The organism is Bartonella silvatica, from assembly GCF_040545155.1.
Lineage (GTDB): Bacteria > Pseudomonadota > Alphaproteobacteria > Rhizobiales > Rhizobiaceae > Bartonella > Bartonella silvatica.
The window spans coordinates 1-19,505 of sequence record NZ_JBEPLI010000011.1 but is presented as its reverse complement, the minus strand read 5'-3'; the positions used below and the strand labels follow the sequence as shown (position 1 = coordinate 19,505).

Here is a 19,505-nt window from a genome sequence, read left to right as displayed (position 1 = left end):
TTTTTCCAGAAAAAAATATAAAAAGAAACCATTTTTCTTATACGAAATAAAAAAGGTGAAAAAATCACCTTTTTAAAATCTATATAATTTTGGAAAAACCTCTTTGTACTGTTATTCTGAAACTGGAGGAACTGGACTTTCACTTTCAAGATTTGCAGGTTCTTTTTGTTCCTGTGTTGGGGTCGAAACATCTTTTAACTGTTCAAGAATCGAAGGCTGAGCCTCACTATTTGATGACGGTATTTCCTCTGGAATCTCTTTATTTCCAGGGGTTTGTTTTGAATTAGATGGTATACGCTCAAGAATATCAGAACTAGAATTTGATATATTTCCCACAACAATAAGGCCAATGGATACTGCAAAAAAGCAACATGCCAAAATAGCAGTCAAACGCGTTAACGGATTTTTGGTCCCACGCACTCTCATTAACTCAGAGCCACCGCTTGCTCCAAGCCCACCACCTTCCGAAGGTTGGATTAATATAACACCAACCAAAGTAATAACAATCAAAAAATGAATAACAATAAGTACTGTTTGCATAAACTCTGCTCTTCAAATAACTATTCACAGCTATTTACACATAAATGACACATAATCCAAGGGGAAAAGCATGATTCCTCTATTATAATTTACGATAAACATCACAAATAGTTAAAAAATCAATCGCTTTTAAACTTGCTCCACCGATCAAAGCACCATCAACATGGTCAACGCTCAAAAGATCAAATGCATTGGATGGCTTCACTGATCCGCCATACAGCAGTCGTATTTTGTTTCCTTCATCAGAAAAACGAGTGTACATCTCATCACGGATAAAGTGATGTACCTCTGCAATATCTGCTGAAGTAGCTGTATTTCCTGTCCCTATAGCCCATATAGGCTCATAAGCAACAATGATATTTTCTGCGGTTGCTTCATCTGGTAAAGATCCCTCAAGCTGTTTTCTGAGAACACCCAAAACATTATTATTTTGGCGCTCCTCTAATGTTTCACCAATACAAACAAGAGCAACAAGACCAGCACGCCATGCCGCGCGCACTTTAGCACAAACAATTGCATTACTTTCCTGGTAAATTGTGCGGCGTTCTGAATGACCAACAATAACATAACTTGCTCCTGATTCTTTAAGCATGAAGGCTGAAATATCTCCAGTATGAGGACCATAATCATTAAAATGGCAGTCTTGCCCCCCTAAAAGAAGATTTTCACCACCCAAGATATCAGAAGCACGTGATAAAAGTGTTGCTGGAACACAAATAAGAGCTTCAAACAAACGACCTAAATCAGAGCTAACACCAGCAGCAATGGCGCGCAACTCTCCAAGTGATTCACCAGTTCCATTCATTTTCCAATTTCCAGCAATAAAAGGACGAATATTCGGAGACATATCTTCACCTCAAGAGCAATCACAACACAATATTTGATATTATTTCCCTTTTAGGTATCAAATTATAAAATGAAAGCAAGCCTTTGAGCTTGCATCTTTCGTATCTTTATTGCAAATTCTACTCTTGCTTTAATAATAACTCACGCGAAAAATGGAATTGAACGATGCTTGACATCTTAAGAAATGCTACACAGTCTTGGGTTTCCAGGATTTTTCTCGCTATTTTGCTTTTATGCTTTGTCCTTTTATGGGGGATACCACAATTACATACAACGGGTGAAAGAGATCTTATTACTTCTGGAAAATCAACAATAACTGTTGATGGTTATCGTCTTGCATTGGCCGATCAAAGCGCGCGTTTAGCAATTGCGTCTCACCTTGGACGAATGTTTACACAAAATGAGATGCAACAATATCAAATCCCTGCTTTTGTTTTTAATCAGTTACAACAAGACGTACTGTTTGACGAACAAGTGCGTAAAATGAAAATTAGTCTTTCAAAAGATGCAGTCGCTCGCATTCTTAGCGCTGATAATATGTTTCACATAAATGGTGCCTTTGACCAAAATTTATTTCGTAACTATCTTCAACATTTGCGTATAAATGAAAGTAATTTCCTCGATTATTATACAAAAAAAGAAAAGCGCAACCAGCTCATTTCAGCTTCACTGTCCGGAGTGACGGCACCCGATCTCTTTTACAAAGCACTCGCTCTCTATCAAAGAGAAACGCGTGTCGCTGATTATATTGTTATTGATTTAAAAGACACAGACACAATTTCTGCCCCTGATCAAGAAGTGTTAAAAAAGTGGTTTGAAACGCATAAAAGTGAATTTCGTGCTCCCGAATACCGTACTGTTTTTTTATTATCTATGACATCAGATGAAATTGCGAAGCCTGAATCTATCTCAGAAGATGAAGTGAAAAATTATTATACACAAAATGTCTCGCACTTCATGACTCCTGAAAAACGTACGATTGAAGAATTACGCTTTCCTACACGTGAAGCTGCCGACAATGCCGCAAAAAAGATAACAAACGGATTGAGTTTTGAAGAGATCGTTAAAGCTGAAAACAAAACCCTTAATGACATCACAAAAGGTCCTCTAACAGAAAGTGAGCTTCCCAATCACTTGGCATCTGAGGTTTTTGAGCTCCCAAAGGGACAAATCAGTGCTGTTATCAATGATTTACAAGGTCCTGTTATCATTCGCGTGACGCATATTGAGCCTTCTCATTCCATTCCTCTTGAAAAAGCAGAAGAAAATATTCGTCAAACACTGGCTCGAAATCGTGCTATAAGTGATATGCGTAATCATTATGCAACAATTGAAAATGCACGTTTTGAGGGGGCTTCTCTCAAAGAGCTTGCTGACCAATATAAATTACCTCTGCGTACAATGACCATAGACAAAACAGGAAAAACAATTGAAGGTAAAATCATCGATTTACCCCAGAAAGATATCTTACTGAATGCTATTTATCAATCAAATGAAGGCGTAGATCTTGATCCTCTCTCTCTTCAGAAAGATGGCTATCTCTGGTATAAAGTTGATAAAATTATTCCTGCCCGTGATAGAACATTTGAAGAAGCTGAGAAAGATGTACTTTTTCAATGGAAAAGTGAAGAAACTCAGCGCCTTCTTGATGAAAGAGCCCAAAATGCTCTCAAACAACTTAATGAAGGGAAAAGTCTTATTTCTCTTGCCCATACATTAGGTGTTACAAAACAAACAACACAGGCCCTGCGACGCCAAGATTCGTACGAAGTCTTTGGAATGGAAGGTGTTAAAGCAGTCTTTTCTAATCCAGAAGGCTACTATGGCATAATACAAGGTCCTGTTACAACGCGTCGTATCGTTTATCAAATAAAGAGCGTAACTATGCCTAAAGACATTACTTCTCAGACTCTTTCATCTGATATTCGTAACAATATAGATATGATGATAAGAGAAGACCTAAAGCTAGAAATGTTGCAAGTTGCCAATAAAGAGCATCCTCTAGAAATTAATCGCATTACTTATAAGCAAATCTTCAATGCTCTTTAGTAAAAACATTGCAAACGTTCCTTAATATTTGGGAGTAATAAGCTTTTCTGCAAACGCATAAGTTTGCAGAAAAGCGATATATTTCATTTTAAGAACAGTTTTTTGTGCAATAGAAGACTAACCAGTATAGATGACTCTATGAATAGGAGATAATGAAGAGTTATCATTTATAACGATATAGTCTATAGATGCGATATATCCTCAACCACAAACTATTTTAGTGTCATCAGAAATGTTTTTCCTCATTAAATAAAATAATATGTTATTAAAAAATGATGTATCAGCAATATATTCAAGCGTTGAGTATTAAAAACTTGATATCATAAAAATCAGATCATTTATTTCATAGATTCCATCTTACGCTTTGCATTCTATAATGCATCTATCAATAATAATATTTAATAGAATAGATAATGGCTAAAAGATATATGCAATATGTCTAACCCAATAAGTCTTATTTCTCACTATTGAAAGGATTTAGATTTATAACATCATAGCTGTCTTTAACAGATTTACTGTTTCTTTTGTTCTTCAATAACATTCCAAATTTATGGCAATATCTTCGGAAAATTACCGCTTATTGCTGTTCTTGTGATCAACCAGTAACGATGTATTAGTGGCAAGGTTGCGCTTTCTTGAAAAGCTAAACTCCCCAACTTTGCTGCTTTCTGAAGAGATGCTGGTATAATTGCCAATGGAAGAAATGCTTGTTTAAGTCTTTTAGGTAAAACGTAGGAATGTTCATAAAATTTAGCATAATGATCTTGCGATAACGCGACCATAGCTTCAATAATATGACACTTTTGTTTGTCATTGATACGATTAGAAGCCAAATCTTCGCGCCCTACCCCTACAGCCTTTAAAATATCAGTAGGTAAATAATATTGATATCGTGACTGCATGAATGACAAAAGCCGCAACATACCACTTAATCCCTGAGCGATTCCCCCATGTTTATAAATATCTGTAAAATCTTGTGCTGCATCAGCATCTAATATCTGACAAGAAAGCTGTAAAATTATACTCGCTGTTTCACAACAATAAAATTCGAGATCATGAAGAGTTTCTACTGGATTACGGTAAAGATCTGAAATTTGTGCATCGCAGTAACGTAAAAGCGCTGTCTTTGGTAAACCAAAAAGAGCTATTGCTGTAAACAAATCACTCAAGATAGGATTATCTTGACTCTTTTTCATTTCACCATCAGCAATAGAATCATACCACCAGCGTAATCGCATCTCACCTATAAGTGGATCGTGTACGGTTTCTCGAATACGAACAATTTCTACATTAAAAGTGTAAAGAGCAGCCAGTGCTCTACGCTTTTTTTTAGGTGCAAATAAAACTGATATATAGCGATCACGATCTGTAGCACGTAAAATATCAAGATAATAAGGAAGAGAATTGATCATTCTATCATACCTATTAACTTTCTTTTTCTAGCAATATCTGACAGAATATGCACTTTCACGAATCCCTCCTTCCCCGCACAAAGTTTCATTCTTTTATAAAAGAACTCATAAAAATTATTTGCATAATATTAGGAACTTTCACTATGGAATCTCAAATCGGGTGAGTATTCACCATCTCAAAACTGAGAATCATCAAAATAAAATATTTAACAAAAATCATTGTCCCAAACGACAAATTTTTGCAGGTTTGCAAAACCATTCTTTATATTTACCAAGTGATTGTGAACAATATTATCACCAATAGGCACCCAGCCCTCCTCATAAAAGAATCAGGATTTTCTTCCCCTACGATTAAAAAATAAACAAGGATGCAATTCCCCTACTCTTAACCAAGGTATTCATCTTATATCACTCTACTGCAAACAACAACGCAGCTACAGCCCGATCTTCAGCTAACAAAACATTAAATGTACGCACTGCAGCCCCTGTACTCATTGTATCTGATGAAATACGTTTTTTCCATAACTGTATTCGTAACTCTTCAGGCAATCGCAATAATTCAACTCCAGTCCCTATTAACAAAACTTCAATCTCAGATGATTCTTCTAAAATACGAGATATATTTTCTTGAGTAGGAATAGGCCCTGTCATATCAATACCATAAATACCTGATGGTATACAGATAATAGACCCCCTATGTGACATATCAGCAAAACGAAACCCACCATTTCCATAAGAATCGATAGGAGCACGCCTTGGAAAATGTGCTTCACGGATTTGAATTGCATGAAACATCAGTCAGAATCCTTTATTTTTTAAACCCAACAGCACCTTCCCCCTCCCAAAAACAACAAAGGAGCTATAATAAACATTGATATCTTATATCACAATCTATGCAGTATTGTTGACATAAAATCTTTTATACAAAACCACTGTTCTCAATGGTCAATACAATGATAGACGTACTTTACTTTTATCGTATAAACTAGGATAGCTTCTTGCAACCTCATAGAGGAGACCCTTTATTTCTACAAACCAATCACATAAAACTCATGGGAATATAACTTTTATCCTAATACATTGTGTATATGATATGAAATTGTTACAAATGGAAATATAACCCATTACAGATAAAAAAATCCACTGCATGATAGGGGGATATTTTTTTGTTCCGTTGGTGTTTTGTAATAAAGGCATGCAAAACTCTTTTAAACCTGCGTTTTTTCCTCTCATACTTTCAATAGGAATTTCTCAGATATCACGACTAATCTGATTTTTATGACGACAATAGCAGAGGATACGTATTGAACAGCTATAAAGAATACAAAGCCAAATGTATTATGATAGGTCGTTCCGTTAATGTTTTATGAAAACCCAAAACCTCTCTATAATTCATCGTCGATCTATTAATGACATTATAATGTTGTATATCTGAGAAAGATTTTTCTATTACTTGTAAATCAGTATCATGATCTAATACAGCAACATATTCGTGCCAAAGGTTAAGGTGAACAAGTGCGGGCTATCCTATCCCAGTTTTTGTATACTAAATGGGGCAAGTGTAGCGCATATATCTGTTTGCACCATCTCTGAAATGAAACACAACCTAATTTAAAGAAAGTATAAAAGTTTCAAGGGTAAAAACCCATATTCATCTTTCCCATTGCCTGTTAATACAGCTTTACAACATTCAAGGGCATTCACAAGAATATCTTTTAAATCATAAAGATCACGCATTGTCTCACACGCCCATTTCTCGTGTTCTTTAATGAGAACACGCTCTCTATGAAGAATAGAACAATTGTATGCTGCCAACTCACATGTTTTTTTAAGATATTCTGCAATGTTTCCATCCCCATTTCATCACGGCGTTTATAAGTGATATAGTGGTAAATCCATTGAACGATCGCCATCTTTACAGTTATGAAGGAACAAATTAGCAGCCTCCTGCTTTCCAGCTCATAAATGTTATAACTGCCCTTACAATGGAATGCTTTATAAGAGGCATTTTGACTCTTTATTTTGTATACTTGCTATGCACATGGCAATATAATTTGTAAACGCACAAGTGAGGGGTTTTTATTAATTCAATATAAACAGACTTACACTGAGAAAACAACACAATTAAGCTCTCTCTCAATATGTAAAATAGTGAATTACCATTATAAGTTGACTTATTATCCTAAAACAGCAAGAAATAGATGGAAACCTATTTTAAATATTATGGAATAAGTGTGCAAAGAGATTCTATCACATAACCATTTTGCTCAATGTATTTATATCAACCTGTTCACTAAAAATAAGTAATGTCTAATACCCAAAAATAATCTTACTCAAAAAATCGGAGAATTATTCTCCCCCCTACACATAAAAAAGAAGAGTTTTTACTTGTAAAAACAATAAAATATAGCTCGTTTGTCGACTATAAAATCACTCCAAAAACTATAAAACAGCCCCCCAAATGAGTATCTTGCGCTCAAAAACTGCCCACTTTAATAGGAATGCGTTTTATAGGAGGCTGTCATAAAATAGGTGATAAACTATGATTATATTTTAAGATTCGTTTTCTTTTGTTTCAGTTGTTTTCTCTTTAGTTGCACTTACATTTTCTTTTGCTTTAGTTTTAGATTTTTGTGGTGTTTTTGTCTTAATCGTTTTTGATTTTTGTTCTGCAATGGGCTCACCTTTAACGCGAACATCAGATAACATTGAGCGAATAATGCGAATGCGTACATCATTAGCGATTTCAACCTCTAACTCGCCACTTTCATCGTAAACTTTCACAACTTTGCCAATAATGCCCCCACCAGTGATAACGGTATCACCACGACGAACAGCATCAAGCATTTCTTGTCGCTTCTTCATCTGTGCACGCTGCGGACGAATCATAAAAAAATACATAATTGCAAAAATTAAAATGAACGGAATGAAATTCACAAATGAGATCCCATTGGAAACACCGCCTGCAGTTTGAGCATAAGCGTTATTAATAAACATTTCTATCTCCTATAGATTAAACTTCAGGTATTTCCGACTCTAATAAAATAAAGTTCATGCTTAAAAAAACTATCATAAAAAGCAAAGCGACATGATGTAATCATAGCTTTAAAAGAAAGGAATAATGCCTTAAAATACAGAAGACAATAAGAAAAACCTGTTAAAAAACAACTTATTTCTCTTGTTATATACTATAAATATGAATCTTGTCACTGCTCAAAAATAAATAATGAAAATAATTTTCTTTCACTTTAATAAACAAAATTCATCACTTTTCGGCACTCTAAATAAACTATAAATCTTCAACATAAAATGATTATGAGTTAATTTTCTAGATATTTTATAGGATCCACAGGTAAAGAATTCTTACGCACCTCAAAATAAACACGTGGAGTTTTTACATTTCCTGAAACACCGGACTTAGCAATCTCATCACCTCGTTGTACCCTTTGTCCTTTATTAACAGAAAGCTTACTATTACATCCATAGATTGTAATAACATTGTCTTCATGTCGGATCATAACAACATTGCCAAGCTCTTTTAGCCCATCACTAGCATAGATAACGATACCATTTTCTGCTGCTTTTACTGATGAACCTTCAGGCACAGCAATATCTATTCCTCGATTAGTTATCATTCCTTTTTTTTGACCAAAGTAACTTAATAGACGTCCTCGTACTGGCCAGCGCATTCTAGCAATCCCTGTAGATTGCGGAGTAACAATATTATCTGTACTCTTCATAGACTTGGTATTTGATAAACCACTTCCATGATCCAATCGCTTCATTTCTCCGTAAGAATGGTTATCAAGAGTCGACTTACTCGTTTTTATAGAAGATGATGTTGTTACAGCTGGCGTTTTCTTATGCTTTATAGAAGATACAACTTGAGACTGGGGAGAAGTTTCTTTTTTTGACACTGCCCAATCACCATTATAAGTCTTGGCAGCTGCTATTGAACGCCTAGTTGGAATCACAAGGACTTGACCAATATAAATGGAATTATTGCTTATACCATTGACTTGCTTTAATGTTTCAACACTCACCCCTACTTGCCTTGCGATGCTTAACAATGTATCTCCACTTTGAACTATATAAGAGTTCCGACGAAGAATAGGAGAATTATCCATCTGTGAACGAGAAAGTGTTCCAAGATTACGGGGAGGTGTTCCCATAATTCGACTATCAGAAGATACCTCAGCTTGTTGTGAAGGACTATATGCCGTGTCGCTGTCCTCCCATGAGCCATCATCCGACTCTACAGATGGTAATTCCGTGCTTTGTATCATACCACCATACGATAGTACTCGCGAGTCCATAGGCATATTTGCAGATATATTTGAACGAGGAGATAGTGCATGATGTGAGAAAATATTACCAAAGCGCTGCGTACCAGAACTACACCCAGCAATAACCGCCATCGCCGCTAAAACAGCTATTCCCTGAAAACTGCGCCGAAAAATATTATCCCAAACTTTCAAACACATCGTTTTGCTCACCCATCTACACTCAAATTCACTCTATTAAAGCTTTTTAATATTACCTAAGAGTTAAAACTAGGTACCTTATTCATAAATATCTTAATAATAAGCTTAAACTGAATTTGTTAAATATAAAAACATAGAGGGGGGGGCACAGTACTTTAAATTAAATTATTTCCGCAATACCTTTAATAAAGGGCTGATAACGTACCTGAAACAGTTCTAAACATTCAAATCGGCTGCCAGTTTTTTTATAACACATCACCGTTTGCACACCTTCATCAGGCCCTATTGCTTGAATAAGAATTCCATTTTCAGCGAGAAGTTCTAAAAAATCTTTTGGTTCATCAGAACGAGATGGCCAAATAAGAATGCGATCAAATGACCCAAAACCTGTAACAGCACAGCTTCCATCACTCTGCCGAATAACAATATTATCAAGCCCCAAACTTTGAAATTTCTGATGTGCCAAATCAACAAGTGTTTTATAACGATCAATCGTTATGACGCGGTCACTCAAACATGCCATGAGAGCCGTACAAAAACCAGACCCTGTACCAATTTCTAAAACACGATGCTTTTTTTTCAACGATAAAGCAGAAAGCATCAAGAGCTGTTCTTCCAAACGCTCAATATATTCACCACACTCAATGGGAATGGCTTTATTATCATAAGCACTGTTGACCCAAGGAACAGCAACAAACTTCTGACGTGGAACTTTTTCAAATGCCGAAAAAAAGCGAACATCATCAATCCCCTTGCTGCGCATTTTCAACACGAGACCCGCTAGCTCCTCACGAAATTGTAAAATACCCTTTTGCTCCATAGTATTACTTGTTCTCCAATGGAGTAGCACTCTTAATAGTATCGACAACTCACTTCTTTTAAAATGAAAAAACTTGCGTATTTATGCTACCACCCTTTATAAATAAACGTATACTCATGATCATTTTGCCAAATTAAGCGGTAATATAATGCATGCCCTTCATATAGGGTTGTAAAACATCTGGAACAACAATTGATCCATCAGCTCGCTGATAATTTTCAAGAATAGCGATAAGACAACGTCCAACGGCCGCACCAGAACCATTGAGACTATGAACAAAGTGCAATACCTTATCCCCTTCTTTACGGTACCGAGCATTCATGCGTCGTCCTTGAAAATCTCCACAAATGGAGCAGCTGGAAATTTCACGGTAGCAGCCCTGACCTGGTAGCCAAACTTCAATATCATAAGTTTTACGCGCCGCAAATCCCATATCACCTGTAGAAAGAACCACCGTACGAAAAGGCAAACCAAGACGCTTCAAAACATCTTCTGCACATTCTGTCATACGTTCTAATTCCATTAAAGACTGATCTTCGCTGGTAATTGATACCATTTCTACCTTCCAAAACTGGTGTTGACGCAACATACCGCGCGTATCACGACCTGCAGCCCCCGCTTCAGAGCGAAAACAAGGCGTTAGAGAAGAAAAACGCAATGGTAAATCTGATATCTCAAGAATTTCATTGTTAACCAAATTGGTTAACGGTACCTCTGCTGTAGAAATAAGCCACCGACCATCTGTTGTTCTAAAAAGATCATCAGCAAATTTCGGTAATTGTGCTGCTCCATAAACAATCTCATCACGAACAAGAAGAGGAACAGAGATTTCTGTATAACCATGTTCCTCAACATGTATATCAAGCATAAATTGGCCTAATGCGCGTTCAAGCCGTGCCAATGCTCCTGAAAGAACTGTAAAGCGTGTTCCTGATAAACGACTTGCTCGCTCAAAGTCCATTTGTTTGAGATTTTGGCCAAGATCAAAATGCTCCTTTGGCGTAAAGTCAAAAGTTGGAGGTGTACCAAAGTGCCGAATAATTACATTATCGCTTTCATCTTTCCCTTTTGGAACATCATCAAATGGAATATTAGGAAGCGCTGAAAGAGTTTCCTCAAACTCTTCTGTCAGTCTCTTTTCTTCCACTGTAGCAGAAGAAAGGAAAGCTTTTATCTCTTCAACCTCAGTTTTAAGCTGTTCCGCCAATTTTTGGTCGCACGCTGCTAAAGCTCGGCCGATTTCTTTTGAAATCGCATTACGACGCTCCTGTGCAGACTGCACTTTCACAACATATGAACGACGCTCAAGATCAAGTTTTATTAATTTTTCCGCTTGTGGTTCAAGACCTCTATTGATTAATGCTTCATCTAATTTCTCAGGCTGTTCACGAATCCACTTAATATCAAGCATCAAAACTCCTTATTTACATTGTTTCTATTCATTCTCTATCATACAAAAATATAAACTTCTTTTAAGTCATTTTTTTCCTCTTTTCTATAAAGAAAGCGATTAAAATTGAAATCTCGTAAAGAGCTATTGTTGGCAATGCGACTGCAAACATAGTAAAAAGATCTGATGGAGTTACCACCGCCGCCACTATAAAAGAAATGAGAATAGCCCACTTTCGTTTAGAAACCAAACTGTGAACCGTCAAAAGTCCAACTTTTGTTAAAAGACTCGTGACAAGAGGTAATTGGAAAATTAAACCAAAAATCAGAACAAATGATGTTATAAAATTCAAATAATCAGAGATACGAACTATAAACTCTATTCTTAAATGCGTATCTGGAAGAAATTGCTGAGAAAGGTTAAACCAAAGCATTACTGGTACTAATAAAGCATAAACAAAAGCGCCCCCAGTACAAAATAAAATTGGTCCACCAATGAGAAAGGGCAAAAAGGCTATACGCTCATTTTTATAAAGTCCTGGTGCAATAAAACTATAAAACTGAAAAGCCATATAGGGAAAGGATAAAATAGTCGCTCCAAAAGCAGCAAGTTTCATCTTCGTTAAAAAAGTTTCCCATACTTGTGTTGATTGTAGACGAATGCCTTCCGGATTACCACCTGATATTTTCATTGCCCATTGATACGGCCATATCAAAAAATTTAAAATATAATCTTTGACAAAAAAACAAATCGTAAAAGCTATCAAAAATGCAATCAGAGAAGCAATAATTCGCTGACGAAGTTCAATTAAATGTTCTAAAAGAGGCGCTATACTGGCATCAATTTCATCTTTCTTCACATTCATGACGTACCTTTTTTATCTTTAAAAATTACTGCCTCCCCTTCAGAATCACTACGATTAACAGATACCGTCAAATCTTCATTCACCTTATCCTGATCACATCCAAAAGTTTCTTTATCCTTTTTTGATTTATAATACACTGTCTTTTCATCAAAACTATCTCGAATATCCTCGGCTCCGCCATTGATGGAGTCAAAAGTTTCTTTCAATTCCTTAGTTAGATTAAGATCATTGATATCCGATAATGTCTTTTGTAAATCATCAAGCTCAGCTTGCCTCATTGCATCATTAAACTGATGACGAAACTCATTTGCTGTTGAACGTACATAGGCCATTGCCCTTTCTATTGCCTTGAGCACTTTAGGTAAATCTCTTGGTCCAACGACAACGATGAGAACAATTAAGATCACAAAAAACTCTGGACCATTAATCCCAAACATCACTTATACTCGAACTTTTCATTAAAAAAGATAACACAATTATGAATTGTGTCTCATCATTTAACAAGTCTGTCTTTTCGCAAAATAAAGACATCTTACGTTCCTGCAGGAGGAATTTTTCTGCATGCAGCAGCATGTTTTGCTGATAATGATTGAGTTTTCTGGGTTTCAAAATCAATTGTTTTAGAGGTATCAGCTATTTCAAGCTTATCCTCACTATTATCATCTTCTTCCTTCATATTCTTTTTAAAAATTTTAATTCCCTTCGCAACATCAGCCATTAACTCAGAAACTTTACCTCGCCCAAAAAGCACAAGGATAATTAATAAAAGGACGATTAAATGCGTTGGTGAAAAAATATTACCCATCACTCCCTCTCTGCTTTTAATTTTGATTTACTTGTTCATACTTGCTTTACAGAAAGATACCCAATAAATCGTATCTTACTGTATATTTTTTCTCAAATTAAAGGCAACCGCATACTTACTTATGACAGATTGACTTTTTATCTTCCTTTCTTTTTTGCTGAGACAGATAAATTTAAAATAAGAAATAGATTCAAACAAAATTTAAAAAACTTGAAAACTCTTCTTTCAAAGTATCTTCCTTCAGTCTATCGAATTTAAAAAGCCCCTTATCGGCTCTTCCCCGACATGCTAATGGTTTTACCCCTTTATTTAATAGCATCATCTGCTCAATCACATATATCTCTCATAAGTTACAATTAACATTAAAGGCAATAATATCATAACCTTCTGCAAAGTTTTACATATTCAACCTGATTTTTTTAAATATAACTTCTAAAAGAATCTGTGTTGTACAATCATAGAGCATTAAAGCTCCATCACAACCTATCTTCCTGTGAAGAACATTTTTACGAACTCACTTAGAAAATGTTGTGGGAAAGTGATCATAAATTGCTTAACCGATAATATATGCAGTGATTGCACCTGATAAATCAGTTAAATAATTGAAAAGACACAAAATCATACCTTTCCCTAACTTTACGTGATATATCAACAGATGTTGATACAAAATATGTATCAGAAAGTCTCTACCTATGTCTGAGAGTATATTTCAACGCGGGAAAAATACTCCTATCAACAAACTACTGAGAAACAGCCCTTCTCCATCCTAAAGCCGCCATTATCTCTTTCCTCTGGGAATAAGCACTGTTTCCTACAATATCAGGCGCTTTCCTCATGAAATTGTTTAAAATAAAACGATAACATTGATACAATGCAAATTCTTTGACCTTGCCTCTTCTAGGAAGGAATGAAAATATCACAGCAGCTGAATCACAAGATAAAGAGAAAAAACAAGCGTTATATCCTCGCTCTTTCTTAAAAGACCATCGCTCTCACTTATTCTACATGAAAATGAGAGTGATACTTAATATTATTGCTGAATTCTATATCGCACTTAAATCAAAGCTCTCTGTCTATCCTCCATAACAAAGGCTTTTTCTTTACCTCTTAGTACGAGACCTAACACACTCATAACTATAACTTTTATTTCCAATATTATCGCAATATTTTTGTGCTATTTTAGCCCACAATCTCTTATTATATTTTTTTACAATGATAATAAAGAAACATTTAGCTCACTTATCTTAAAGGTAGATAGTAAAAACCTTCAGTAACACCTTTTCTCTGTTCACATTTTTTAATTTGAAGTCTTTGCTATTATCTCGTTCATAAAAATATGGAAAACAGTTACAAGATCGATCGTAGCGTCAATATTTTCTAACAGATGTATACGCTTTTTTGATTGTTTTATCACTCTAATTGCGTTTTTTGGTATAAAAAACGTTATTTTGTGTTAATAAATAACTGAGTAATCAGTCATACCTATGATAGAATCCACTTATGAATTATCGGCATATTTATCATGCTGGCAACTTTGCCGATGTTTTTAAACACATTATTGTTACCCGTATTGTAGAATATCTTAAACGCAAGGAGAAAGCTTTTCGTGTTATAGATACACATGCCGGAATCGGCATTTATGATCTCTCTTCTTTGGAAGCTTACAAAACAGGGGAATGGCGTGAAGGTGTTCAAAGACTTTTTTCAGCTCCCATTCCGGAAGATTTAAAAACACTTCTTTGTCCTTGGTGTAATATTATTGATACGCTCAATAAAGGAGAAAAAGAAATCCTATTCTATCCTGGCTCTCCTTTCCTTATCCGCCAATTATTGCGTCAACAAGATCGACTAACTGCCATTGAATTACATGATGAAGATTATCGTATTTTAGCCAAAAACTTTTCCGGTGATTATCAAACAAAAATTCTACATTTAGATGGTTGGCTTTCTTTAAATGCGCACTTACCACCAAAAGAAAAACGTGGATTAATCCTCGTGGACCCTCCTTTTGAGAAACCTGGCGAATTTTCCCGTCTTATTGAAGGGGTGATGAAAGCCTATCGTCGTTTTCCTGGAGGAATCTACGCCTTATGGTACCCTGTTAAATATAATAAAGATATTACAACCTTTTTGCATGCCCTTTCCCAAACAGGAATTCCCAAAATTCTGCAACTTGAAATGCGTATTCGAAAAAGTTCAATACCACCTACAATGCATGGCAGTGGTATGATTCTTATCAACCCTCCCTATCTTCTTGAAGATGAAATAAAAAAACTAAGCCCCTTTCTTCTTACTCGTCTTGGACAAGATAAAGATGCACGAATAACCCATAAATGGCTCCAGAAAGAGGATTTATGACATTAGAATTTTCACTTTAAATAGAATTTTTTTGATAAAAAAAGCATTAAACAACGTAAAAGTATTACAATATTATTACTTATGTAGGCTTTTTTACAATATCAAATCTCAATACCGTTTCTCATCGGGAATTAGGTTTGATTCTTTTTTCATAAAACCTATTTTTATGATATCTTTTATTATTATCGCTTAATCACGATTATCGGTGATAAAATACAGTGCGTGAAATCACACAAGTATTTTAGAGACCAATATAATATTCCTTACAAGAAATCATAAATAAAGTTTATAATAATATAATGTCTTTCTTATAGAAAAAATTGCTATCACTATATTTAATAAATAAAAAACTTATATGAAAAATATAAAATATTCCAAGATAAAATAAATGTCCCTAAAAAAGAATACAACGTCCCCCCAATCCGAACGAGAAAAGCTTTCTTTTCTCTCTCTCATTACGTGGGATAATGCCAATCAAGGAAATAATAAAAATCAATTTAAAGGTACCAAGCTTATACAAGAGTTTTGCAGACACCTTCCGAATAAACCGGGAGTTTACCGGATGATTGATGAAAGTGGTGACGTTCTCTATGTTGGAAAAGCACGCAGTCTAAAAAAACGCGTTGCAAGCTACACGCGTGAACAAGGGCACAATAACCGTATTTCTCGCATGATTCGTAACACATCTCATATGGAGTTTATCGTTACTCACACAGAAACAGAAGCACTCCTCCTAGAAGTGAACCTTATCAAAAGATTACACCCACGTTTTAATGTGTTACTGCGTGATGATAAAAGTTTTCCCTTTATCATAATCACCGACGACCACAGAGCACCTGCCCTTTACAAACATCGTGGTGCTCAAACGAAAAAGGCTTCTTATTTTGGTCCTTTTGCCTCCTCAAATGCCGTAACACAAACAATTCATGTTTTACAACGTGCCTTTTTACTAAGAACCTGTACTGATTCAGTTTTTGAAAATCGTACACGTCCTTGTTTACTTTACCAAATTAAGCGATGTTCAGCACCCTGTACCAATGAAATTAGTGATCATGATTATAAAGAACTGGTCAAAGGAGCAAAAGCTTTCCTTTCAGGAAAAAGTCAATCTGTTAAAAATGATATGATTCAAGCTATGAATCAAGCCGCAGAAAACCTTGATTTTGAACAAGCAGCAGCCTACCGTGACCGCTTATCAGCTCTCTCTCACATACAAAGCTACCAAGGCATTAACCCTCAAACAATCAAAGAAGCCGATGTATTTGCAATTGCACAACAGGGAGGAGTAACCTGCATTCAAGTATTTTTTTTCCGTATGGGACAAAACTGGGGAAACCGAGCCTATTTTCCTAAAGCTGATCCCTCCTTTTCCTGTTCTGAAATTTTATCGAGTTTTCTTGCCCAATTCTACGATGATAAGCCACTGCCAAAACTTATCCTTTTATCCGAAGAAATCGAAGACAGCTCACTTCTCATGGAAGCGTTTAGTCTCAAAGAAAATCGCAAAATACTTTTCTCTTTCCCCAAACAAGGTGAACGCAAAGCTCTCGTTAACCACGCTTATATCAACGCTCATGAAGCGCTGGGACGCAAACTTGCTGAAACAGCGACATATACAAAATTATTTCAACGACTTACTGAAATATTTCATCTGTCTCATCCCCCTTGTCGTATAGAAGTCTATGACAACTCTCATCTTATGGGGACAAATGCAGTAGGTGCGATGATTGTTGCGGGAAAAATGGGATTCATGAAAAATCAATATCGAAAATTTAACATTCGCTCGACCAATATCACACCTGGTGATGATTTTGGAATGATGAAAGAAGTTATAAAACGGAGGTTCTCGCGTCTTATCAAAGAGCATGATATGCCTAATAAGAGGAGCAGAACAAAAAGTAAAGACGATGATGTTTTTCCTATATGGCCTGATCTTATATTAATTGATGGTGGTGAAGGACAAATAAATAGTGTGCATACAATATTATCTGAATTAAAATTGGATAACTCTATCACGGTCATTGGAATAGCTAAAGGTGTTGATCGTCATGCCGGTCGTGAACGATTTTTTATCAAAGGAAAAACGCCCTTTACACTTTCCCCACGTGATCCACTCCTTTATTTTTTGCAACGTTTACGTGATGAAGCACATCGTTTTGCAATTGGGACACACAGAACAAAACGAAAAAAAACAACATTTCAAAATCCACTTGATGAAATTAAAGAGATCGGTCCAGCAAGAAAGCGTGCATTGCTTCATCATTTTGGAAGTGCTAAAGCTGTTGCCAATGCTTCACTCGAAGATTTAACAAAAGTTACGGGAATTTCTGTTACGATCGCACAAAAGGTTCACAATTATTTTAATGAAAAATAGGCTTGTTTCATAGTCTTTGCCTTGTTACGTTTATAAAATATATTGTTAAAAAAAATTGAAAATGGCTCTATGAAAAATCATACTTTTTCTTTCCCTAATATTTTGACTTATGCACGGATTATTGCAGTTCCCATGGTTGTTGCATGCTTTTTTGTAGAAGGGCGGCTACAATCAAGTGATATTGCGCGTTGGATTGCCGTTTCTATTTTTATTGTTGCCTCTATTACTGATTTTCTTGATGGCTACCTTGCCCGTATTTGGGAGCAAACATCTAATATTGGACGTATGTTAGATCCAATTGCAGATAAGCTTCTTGTATCTGCTTGTTTATTATTACTTGCTGCAGATAGCACTATTGCGGGATGGACACTTTGGGCTGCGATTATTATTCTTTGTCGGGAAATTCTCGTTTCAGGGCTACGGGAATATTTGGCTGAATTGAAAGTCAGTGTTCCAGTTTCTCGTCTTGCAAAATGGAAAACTTTTGTGCAAATGATAGCCATTATTTTTCTCTTAGCAGGACCAGCTGGTAATAAAATCTTCCCCTACACAGTAGAATTTGGCATAACCATGTTGTGGATTGCTGCTCTTCTCACATTGTGGACGGGGTGGGACTATTTTCGCGCTGGCTTAAAGCACGTCATCACATGAAAAGCTGTAAACCTTACGGCCCCTTTTAACGAAATCTATAATTTCACGCGAAAAATCCCAAAACAATGTGTTTTAGGATTTTTTACATCTTAGGGATATTTTGATTAACCAACAATTTCCACTTCAGAAAACCAAAAAGCAATCTCTTCTTTTGCAGTTTCAGGGCTATCAGAGCCGTGGATAGAATTCTCTCCAATAGACAAAGCGTATACTTTACGAATTGTTCCTTCCTGAGCCTCTGCAGGATTGGTCGCCCCCATCACTTCACGATTTTTAGCAATCGCATTTTCCCCCTCTAAAACCTGTACAATTGTCGGACCAGAAGACATAAACTCGACTAACTCATCAAAAAATGGACGTTCTCTATGAACCGCATAAAATTTTTCAGCTTCACGTTGACTCATCCAAACACGTTTCGATGCAACAACACGAAGTCCTGTATCTTCAAGCATTTTTGTAATTGCTCCCGTCAAATTGCGACGCGTCGCATCCGGTTTAATCATTGAAAAAGTACGTTCTACAGCCATTTAAACACCTTAATATTACCTTTATAATATTGTCTGGCTGTTCTATAACGAGCAAAAACCCTTTTGCCAAGGTCTTAAAAAAATCTACACTTATTTTTTAAAGTAGAAATTAATATTACATTGAATCACAAAACAACTTCCACAATAAAGACACCTCAAAATGCTCTGATATTCTCATCACCGCGCACCTCTCTTGAGAGGGGTGAATACCTATTTACATCAAACCAACACGTCTCCTGATTATCATCATAAACAGAAGAAAAACTACCAGTAAAACACGCCATATAACAGCATAGGTAGATTGTAGAAGCCTTAGTTTTCTCAAAAAACACTACCTAGACGCTATATATCTCATTTGTAAACCACACACGAGAACCAGTAAAA

16 protein-coding genes are annotated in these 19,505 nt (G+C 35.8%); 4 read left to right on the top strand and 12 right to left on the bottom strand.

The genetic code is table 11. The features are described 5' to 3' along the window. Positions 1-111 precede the first annotated feature (111 nt). Positions 112-540: a preprotein translocase subunit SecG gene (secG, locus tag ABID23_RS05240; protein ID WP_354190027.1), complete on the bottom strand. Its 429-nt coding sequence runs from the start codon at positions 538-540 to the stop codon at positions 112-114. 82 nt (positions 541-622) lie between these two features. Next, positions 623-1,387, bottom strand: coding sequence for a triose-phosphate isomerase (gene tpiA, locus ABID23_RS05235; protein ID WP_354190025.1), 765 nt, complete (start codon positions 1,385-1,387; stop codon positions 623-625). 164 nt (positions 1,388-1,551) lie between these two features. On the opposite strand from tpiA, the gene ABID23_RS05230 reads away from it, so the two are divergent. Beyond that, positions 1,552-3,435 carry a peptidyl-prolyl cis-trans isomerase gene (locus ABID23_RS05230; RefSeq protein ID WP_354190023.1) on the top strand — a complete coding sequence of 628 codons (1,884 nt, stop codon included), beginning with the start codon at positions 1,552-1,554 and terminating at the stop codon, positions 3,433-3,435. Positions 3,436-3,983: 548 nt separating this feature from the next. On the opposite strand, the gene ABID23_RS05225 is transcribed toward ABID23_RS05230, so the two are convergent. The 9 genes from ABID23_RS05225 to tatA all read right to left on the bottom strand — a co-directional run bounded on the left by ABID23_RS05225 (position 3,984) and on the right by tatA (position 13,211). After that, positions 3,984-4,847, bottom strand: coding sequence for a phytoene/squalene synthase family protein (locus ABID23_RS05225; protein ID WP_354190021.1), 864 nt, complete (start codon positions 4,845-4,847; stop codon positions 3,984-3,986). 408 nt (positions 4,848-5,255) lie between these two features. Next, entirely contained in the window at positions 5,256-5,642 is a 387-nt protein-coding gene (locus ABID23_RS05220) for an Mth938-like domain-containing protein (protein ID WP_354190019.1), read from the bottom strand. Between the two features lie 1,758 nt (positions 5,643-7,400). Further along, on the bottom strand, positions 7,401-7,844 hold the full coding sequence (gene yajC, locus ABID23_RS05215; RefSeq protein ID WP_354190017.1) for a preprotein translocase subunit YajC: 444 nt from the start codon (positions 7,842-7,844) through the stop codon (positions 7,401-7,403). Between the two features lie 323 nt (positions 7,845-8,167). Beyond that, on the bottom strand, positions 8,168-9,331 hold the full coding sequence (locus tag ABID23_RS05210) for a peptidoglycan DD-metalloendopeptidase family protein (RefSeq protein ID WP_354190015.1): 1,164 nt from the start codon (positions 9,329-9,331) through the stop codon (positions 8,168-8,170). A gap of 160 nt (positions 9,332-9,491) precedes the next feature. Then, positions 9,492-10,151, bottom strand: a complete 660-nt coding sequence (locus ABID23_RS05205; RefSeq protein ID WP_354190013.1) for a protein-L-isoaspartate(D-aspartate) O-methyltransferase — start codon at positions 10,149-10,151, stop codon at positions 9,492-9,494. Positions 10,152-10,284: 133 nt separating this feature from the next. Continuing rightward, the gene (gene serS, locus ABID23_RS05200; protein ID WP_354190011.1) at positions 10,285-11,562 is read right to left on the bottom strand and encodes a serine--tRNA ligase; all 1,278 of its coding nucleotides are present in this window, start codon (positions 11,560-11,562) and stop codon (positions 10,285-10,287) included. A gap of 61 nt (positions 11,563-11,623) precedes the next feature. After that, positions 11,624-12,406, bottom strand: coding sequence for a twin-arginine translocase subunit TatC (tatC, locus tag ABID23_RS05195; protein ID WP_354190009.1), 783 nt, complete (start codon positions 12,404-12,406; stop codon positions 11,624-11,626). Next, complete coding sequence (tatB, locus tag ABID23_RS05190; protein WP_354190081.1) at positions 12,403-12,843, bottom strand: Sec-independent protein translocase protein TatB; 441 nt, start codon at positions 12,841-12,843, stop codon at positions 12,403-12,405. The genes tatC and tatB overlap by 4 nt, the downstream gene beginning before the upstream one ends. Before the next feature lie 95 nt (positions 12,844-12,938). After that, on the bottom strand, positions 12,939-13,211 hold the full coding sequence (tatA, locus tag ABID23_RS05185) for a twin-arginine translocase TatA/TatE family subunit (protein WP_354190007.1): 273 nt from the start codon (positions 13,209-13,211) through the stop codon (positions 12,939-12,941). Between the two features lie 1,500 nt (positions 13,212-14,711). On the opposite strand from tatA, the gene ABID23_RS05180 reads away from it, so the two are divergent. The 3 genes from ABID23_RS05180 to pgsA all read left to right on the top strand — a co-directional run bounded on the left by ABID23_RS05180 (position 14,712) and on the right by pgsA (position 18,594). Continuing rightward, positions 14,712-15,569: a 23S rRNA (adenine(2030)-N(6))-methyltransferase RlmJ gene (locus ABID23_RS05180; protein ID WP_354190005.1), complete on the top strand. Its 858-nt coding sequence runs from the start codon at positions 14,712-14,714 to the stop codon at positions 15,567-15,569. 388 nt (positions 15,570-15,957) lie between these two features. Then, the gene (gene uvrC, locus ABID23_RS05175) at positions 15,958-17,943 is read left to right on the top strand and encodes an excinuclease ABC subunit UvrC (protein WP_354190003.1); all 1,986 of its coding nucleotides are present in this window, start codon (positions 15,958-15,960) and stop codon (positions 17,941-17,943) included. A 69-nt stretch (positions 17,944-18,012) separates the two neighbouring features. Continuing rightward, positions 18,013-18,594: a CDP-diacylglycerol--glycerol-3-phosphate 3-phosphatidyltransferase gene (gene pgsA / locus ABID23_RS05170; protein WP_354190001.1), complete on the top strand. Its 582-nt coding sequence runs from the start codon at positions 18,013-18,015 to the stop codon at positions 18,592-18,594. A gap of 104 nt (positions 18,595-18,698) precedes the next feature. Here pgsA and ndk read toward each other — a convergent pair whose 3' ends face one another. Continuing rightward, positions 18,699-19,121, bottom strand: coding sequence for a nucleoside-diphosphate kinase (gene ndk / locus ABID23_RS05165; RefSeq protein WP_354189999.1), 423 nt, complete (start codon positions 19,119-19,121; stop codon positions 18,699-18,701). Positions 19,122-19,505 lie beyond the last annotated feature (384 nt).

What these genes read in the sequence shown, in the direction of transcription:
- secG (WP_354190027.1), bottom strand. Translation starts at nt 540, where the DNA reads ATGCAAACAGTACTTATTGTTATTCATTTTTTGATTGTTATTACTTTG.
- tpiA (WP_354190025.1), bottom strand. Translation starts at nt 1,387, where the DNA reads ATGTCTCCGAATATTCGTCCTTTTATTGCTGGAAATTGGAAAATGAAT.
- ABID23_RS05230 (WP_354190023.1), top strand. Translation starts at nt 1,552, where the DNA reads ATGCTTGACATCTTAAGAAATGCTACACAGTCTTGGGTTTCCAGGATT.
- ABID23_RS05225 (WP_354190021.1), bottom strand. Translation starts at nt 4,847, where the DNA reads ATGATCAATTCTCTTCCTTATTATCTTGATATTTTACGTGCTACAGAT.
- ABID23_RS05220 (WP_354190019.1), bottom strand. Translation starts at nt 5,642, where the DNA reads ATGTTTCATGCAATTCAAATCCGTGAAGCACATTTTCCAAGGCGTGCT.
- yajC (WP_354190017.1), bottom strand. Translation starts at nt 7,844, where the DNA reads ATGTTTATTAATAACGCTTATGCTCAAACTGCAGGCGGTGTTTCCAAT.
- ABID23_RS05210 (WP_354190015.1), bottom strand. Translation starts at nt 9,331, where the DNA reads ATGTGTTTGAAAGTTTGGGATAATATTTTTCGGCGCAGTTTTCAGGGA.
- ABID23_RS05205 (WP_354190013.1), bottom strand. Translation starts at nt 10,151, where the DNA reads ATGGAGCAAAAGGGTATTTTACAATTTCGTGAGGAGCTAGCGGGTCTC.
- serS (WP_354190011.1), bottom strand. Translation starts at nt 11,562, where the DNA reads ATGCTTGATATTAAGTGGATTCGTGAACAGCCTGAGAAATTAGATGAA.
- tatC (WP_354190009.1), bottom strand. Translation starts at nt 12,406, where the DNA reads ATGAATGTGAAGAAAGATGAAATTGATGCCAGTATAGCGCCTCTTTTA.
- tatB (WP_354190081.1), bottom strand. Translation starts at nt 12,843, where the DNA reads ATGTTTGGGATTAATGGTCCAGAGTTTTTTGTGATCTTAATTGTTCTC.
- tatA (WP_354190007.1), bottom strand. Translation starts at nt 13,211, where the DNA reads ATGGGTAATATTTTTTCACCAACGCATTTAATCGTCCTTTTATTAATT.
- ABID23_RS05180 (WP_354190005.1), top strand. Translation starts at nt 14,712, where the DNA reads ATGAATTATCGGCATATTTATCATGCTGGCAACTTTGCCGATGTTTTT.
- uvrC (WP_354190003.1), top strand. Translation starts at nt 15,958, where the DNA reads ATGTCCCTAAAAAAGAATACAACGTCCCCCCAATCCGAACGAGAAAAG.
- pgsA (WP_354190001.1), top strand. Translation starts at nt 18,013, where the DNA reads ATGAAAAATCATACTTTTTCTTTCCCTAATATTTTGACTTATGCACGG.
- ndk (WP_354189999.1), bottom strand. Translation starts at nt 19,121, where the DNA reads ATGGCTGTAGAACGTACTTTTTCAATGATTAAACCGGATGCGACGCGT.